This window comes from Lactonifactor longoviformis DSM 17459, from assembly GCF_900129135.1.
Classification (GTDB): Bacteria; Bacillota; Clostridia; order Lachnospirales; family Lachnospiraceae; genus Lactonifactor; species Lactonifactor longoviformis.
Map to the genome: position 1 here is coordinate 1 of NZ_FQVI01000064.1, position 4,291 is coordinate 4,291.

8 protein-coding genes and 1 pseudogene are annotated in these 4,291 nt (G+C 42.2%); all 9 read right to left on the minus strand.

The window, feature by feature from the left end; genetic code table 11:
- Positions 1–69: 69 nt before the first annotated feature.
- Positions 70–585 carry an MBL fold metallo-hydrolase gene (locus tag BUA56_RS22320; protein WP_072854952.1) on the minus strand — a complete coding sequence of 172 codons (516 nt, stop codon included), beginning with the start codon at positions 583–585 and terminating at the stop codon, positions 70–72.
- Positions 586–742: 157 nt separating this feature from the next.
- Entirely contained in the window at positions 743–1,423 is a 681-nt protein-coding gene (locus tag BUA56_RS22325) for a hypothetical protein (RefSeq protein ID WP_084068209.1), read from the minus strand.
- The gene (locus BUA56_RS22330; RefSeq protein WP_072854953.1) at positions 1,420–1,695 is read right to left on the minus strand and encodes a hypothetical protein; all 276 of its coding nucleotides are present in this window, start codon (positions 1,693–1,695) and stop codon (positions 1,420–1,422) included. The genes BUA56_RS22325 and BUA56_RS22330 overlap by 4 nt, the downstream gene beginning before the upstream one ends.
- Positions 1,696–1,700: 5 nt before the next feature.
- On the minus strand, positions 1,701–2,666 hold the full coding sequence (locus tag BUA56_RS22335; protein ID WP_072854954.1) for a recombinase RecT: 966 nt from the start codon (positions 2,664–2,666) through the stop codon (positions 1,701–1,703).
- Positions 2,667–2,670: 4 nt separating this feature from the next.
- A complete protein-coding gene (locus BUA56_RS23120) occupies positions 2,671–2,829 on the minus strand; it encodes a hypothetical protein (protein ID WP_158641034.1) in 159 nt (52 codons plus the stop codon).
- Entirely contained in the window at positions 2,822–3,046 is a 225-nt protein-coding gene (locus BUA56_RS22340) for a hypothetical protein (protein WP_072854955.1), read from the minus strand. Before BUA56_RS22340 ends, BUA56_RS23120 begins: the two co-directional genes overlap by 8 nt.
- A 4-nt stretch (positions 3,047–3,050) precedes the next feature.
- A complete protein-coding gene (locus BUA56_RS22345) occupies positions 3,051–3,764 on the minus strand; it encodes a hypothetical protein (RefSeq protein ID WP_072854956.1) in 714 nt (237 codons plus the stop codon).
- Positions 3,764–4,012, minus strand: coding sequence for a hypothetical protein (locus tag BUA56_RS22350; RefSeq protein WP_072854957.1), 249 nt, complete (start codon positions 4,010–4,012; stop codon positions 3,764–3,766). The genes BUA56_RS22345 and BUA56_RS22350 overlap by 1 nt, the downstream gene beginning before the upstream one ends.
- Positions 4,013–4,030: 18 nt before the next feature.
- Positions 4,031–4,291: pseudogene (locus BUA56_RS23125) on the minus strand (hypothetical protein); the annotation flags it as partial.

Genomic DNA, 4,291 nt, shown 5'->3' on the forward strand with positions numbered 1-4,291 from the left:
CCGTATCAGCCTGCTTATTTTCTCTTTTTCTCCTTTGGTGCTACAGATAATCTTTACCATTACGTCTCCTTAAAACGGAAATTCATTCATCTCAACCTCAAGCCCCTTACCAGCCACCCAAACTGGACAATCTACCACTTTCTCTGCCGCCGCCTTAAATTGAGCTTCATCGCTATTTGATTTCGAGAGATGTAACAATACTACATTACGTAGTTCCGGGCTTTTATTAACCCCCAGGAACTCTACAGCGGTATCTATGCTCATATGCCCGGTGAGGACGTGGGAGCGTTTAGGATTATTAGTGGGTTCCATGCAGTCCGGGGAGTAGTTGGCTTCCACCAGAATATGGTTCAATCCACGAAATTTATAACGGATATATTCCGTATCGCTGGCGTAGAGTAGCCTTCCCATTTCCGGGTGCTCAATTAAGAACCCCATACATCTTGTATCATGCACGAGTGGAAAAGATTTAATTGTAAATCCACCATATCTGCATACTTGCTTATCTACTTCTGATTCATAAGGCTTAAATACCGGAATACCAGCCTGTTCAAATTGCCCCACATATTTAGCATGGTCGCTCAACCATGCTCATGAGACACGACGCAGATAGAAATTTTAGATACTTGAAAATCAATCATTTTCTTTATATCCATTAACTTACACCCGCACTCAATAATCAAAATCTCATTATTTGTCCGTAATATATATCCATTTCCATGGCTTCCAGAAGCACATACACTCAAGAGCATTTAACCACCCCCTTTCCTCCTACAGGTACTTGAACAGCTTCTTCAACTAACCATCCTCTCTTAACTCTTTCTCGAATTGTTGCTTTTGATATTCCATACTCATCAGCCCAGAATGATATCGGCTTTCGCACACCATTGATTTCCAAATAAACTGTTTTTCTGGTGTTATTCATTTGGACTTTATCTGTAGTCCACCTGCAATTATTAGGAGAATAATTACCGTCATTGTTAATCCTATCTATACTTAATCCATCTCTATACCCATTCTGAACAGCCCACTTCTGAAAAATTCCAAAGTCACCCCTCCACTCATCACATACATGAATACCTCTAGCGCCATAGTTCACATAGTTCTTTGATTTTGAATCGTAACACCGTCTTACCATTCCTTGCCATACAACATACAGTTTTGTATGAGAGCCACCGTGTCGCGTTATAGATTTTATTCTTTGGCATCCACAACTTGTGGCGTCTCCGTTTCTTAGGTTTTGAAGCAGTATTATTTTCTCATTACCGCAATCACAGATACACTTCCAATATGAGCGGGAGCCATTCCTGTGGATTCTTTCCACGGCAATCAAATGCCCAAACCTCATTCCCGAAATATCCAACACCTTGCTTCCTTTAGTAAAGCGTCCACATGAATCTCTGATGATATCGCCACCCCTCATACTTCCACCTCATCATCTTCGGGAAACTGGAATATACATGAATCTTTTTTAGTAACTGAAATATTACCACACTCTATATCCCATACTCTTAAGCAAGCCTCCATCAACATCTCCATAGCCTTTTCCGCTTTTTCTGGTGAAGAATATTGACCCAAAGTAGCCATCACTTTACTTTCATAAACAAGCCGTGCATATATCACGCACTCATCCTGATGGACTACTATCTGCTCGTATGGAAAATCAAAAATTCTGTTTTGACTGATTACCCTCATATCTGCTACCCCCGCATGAAAGCTGGTATGTCATCCTCTGCTGTCTGTTCCGGTTCCGGCTTTGGTGGTTCGACCTTAACTGATTTGGGCTGATCGGCAGGCTTTGGATTCTCCACAACCTCTGCTTCCTCGAAATCCACTGTATTTGCGTGAGTCTCGATATCCTCTGCAACCTGCATCTCAACATCCACGGCATTATCAACATATCTGGCAGAACCATCCTCATCAATAACAGACATATCTTTCTCATATGCTTGCTGCATTTCCACGGACATTGGCCCCCATTTTCCAATTAACTGGCGGATAAGCGTTTTCTTAGCCATAGCATCAAAGTCTGTTGTCCACTTGCTGTTCTGGTAGCCCTTGTTCAAGTCGGTACGATACGCCTGAGAATATTTTTTTGCATGGGCCAATATCGCCGCTTTTGGACTGAAAATCTCCTTTTTATAACCACTATGTAGTTTAAACATGGCATAGTATCCTACTGTCTCAGCCTTTTCCCTTTCCTCTGGCTCCATAATCGGATGAGTGGCGATATCCTCTGTAATTGGGTTGTACTCAATCTCACCCTTTTTGATTTCATTAACCACGATTTTCTCGTATTCCCCAGATCTAATCGCTAACTGTACATATCCTTTCCAGCCAATCTGAAACTGTGCTTCCTTGGCTACTACCTGCCATTTTCCGTTGACTTTTTCTTTTTTATCATATGGCACCATGTAGAACTGACCTAACTGGGGGCTAGGCGCCAACTGCAAGGCTTCCCCCTGCAGCGCCGCAGACAAGATACTGGAATTCGTGCACTGTGCCAGCGTTGGGTTCACCTGCACGGCCGAAACCACACTGGAAATAAATCTGGTGATGTTCTTTTCGCCAATGACACCAGCAATGTTATTTTTCACCGCATCACTTCCGAGATAAGAAGCGATACCTGTTTTCTGGTTTTGTGTTGCTAACTGTGTGTTACTCATAATTCTATTCCTCTCTTTCCTCATATTCCTCACAGCAATCGTCATAAGCAGTACTTAGCCCATAACCCTCGCTGTCCTCATTGTCACAACAAAATTCATCGGCAGCCATTGGAATATGGTAGGCGCAGGTGCCGCAGCATTGGAAAGTGGTAATATTACTCATTGGTGGACACCTCCTCGACCAGTCCTTTGATGGATTTTACTTTATCCGCAAACGCCGCAACTTCTTCCTCTGGTACATCTACTTCCACCACAACACCCTTGGCGATACTGTTAATCTGGACGATATCTCCGGGTTTGACGACTACCGGAGAATTGTATGCATATGCCTTTCCGGTTGGCTGGTTGTCTTTTAAAAATCTGACTTTTATTAAATTCATAGCGTTATTCCTCCAATCTTAATCCAAACGGGATTTTCCCATCCATGATATTTAGCCAATGCGCAATCACGGCAGGATGCGCTGAATCATCATAGGGTTTTCGTGGTTCAAACAGAAATCCCGACTCAACTTTCTTCTGATACTCCTCATGTTCTTCAAGAGTACCCGCTCCAATGTGCTGATAAAATTGGGGATTATCTTCATATTTCGGATATTCCGGATGTTCCGCTTCAAACTGCTTCACATCAATCAGAAACTCTTTCACGTCCTTTTTGTACTGCTCCAGGTCATTTTCATATTTTTCATGAGCGGCTTCACTCTGTTTGATTCTCTCCGCCGCTTCTTTTTGTACTGCGTTCCAAACGTTTTCCGAAATTGTATGAAACTTATCGGCATACTGCGGATAAAGAAGATTGTCCATATCCTGCAATCTCAAACCACATTTGTTGTTTTTATAGTTGAATCTACGAATGAACTCCCACATAATACAACTCGCTTGGAATCCAGTAATACCACCACGGGCACCTGGGGATTCGTTCATTGCATGCACTGTAGCCAACGCTCCAGCTGACAACGCATGGCAAACTGTTCCGTAATCATGCTGGTAATCTTCCATGAGGTGATTGAGGAATTTTGGAAGTTTTTCCATAGTCATTTTCTCCGCTTCCTTATACCATTCCTCATGGACTTTCATTTCCTCTGTGATAATCTGCTTCATCATTCCTCCTCCAATCTCATTTCTACAGTCACCGACAAAACATCGCATCTATTTTCAATTCCCAGATATTTTGCATAGTCCCATGCCTGTTTTTCACTTTGGAATCTTTTTGCACGGTTTAAACACACCGTGCAATTCATGTTCTTGCTAAAACTCCGGTCAATATATTTGCAAACGCCATTTCTCGCAATGGTTATCACAAATTGTTTTGATGTGTGACTTGTACGAAGTGTTTTATTATCATCCATTACGGCACCTCCACCTTTTCAAATATGACAGTCAATAATCGTTAATGTCCATGATGGGTCTGCCTTGTCAAGAAACGCTTCTTTGTAGGATTCTTTCCATCCTTCCTTTTCATCTGCAACAATCCCCCACCACCCCATTTTTCCTTTTTCATGCCATTCGCCATCAGGTGTAACAACGGCAAATGTTTCAAAATCAACTGGAAAAGAAATATCTTTTACTTTTGCAGAGTCATAGAATCCTTCTTTTTGGGGATTCCTTGCAAAAGCGCTTCCCTCTCC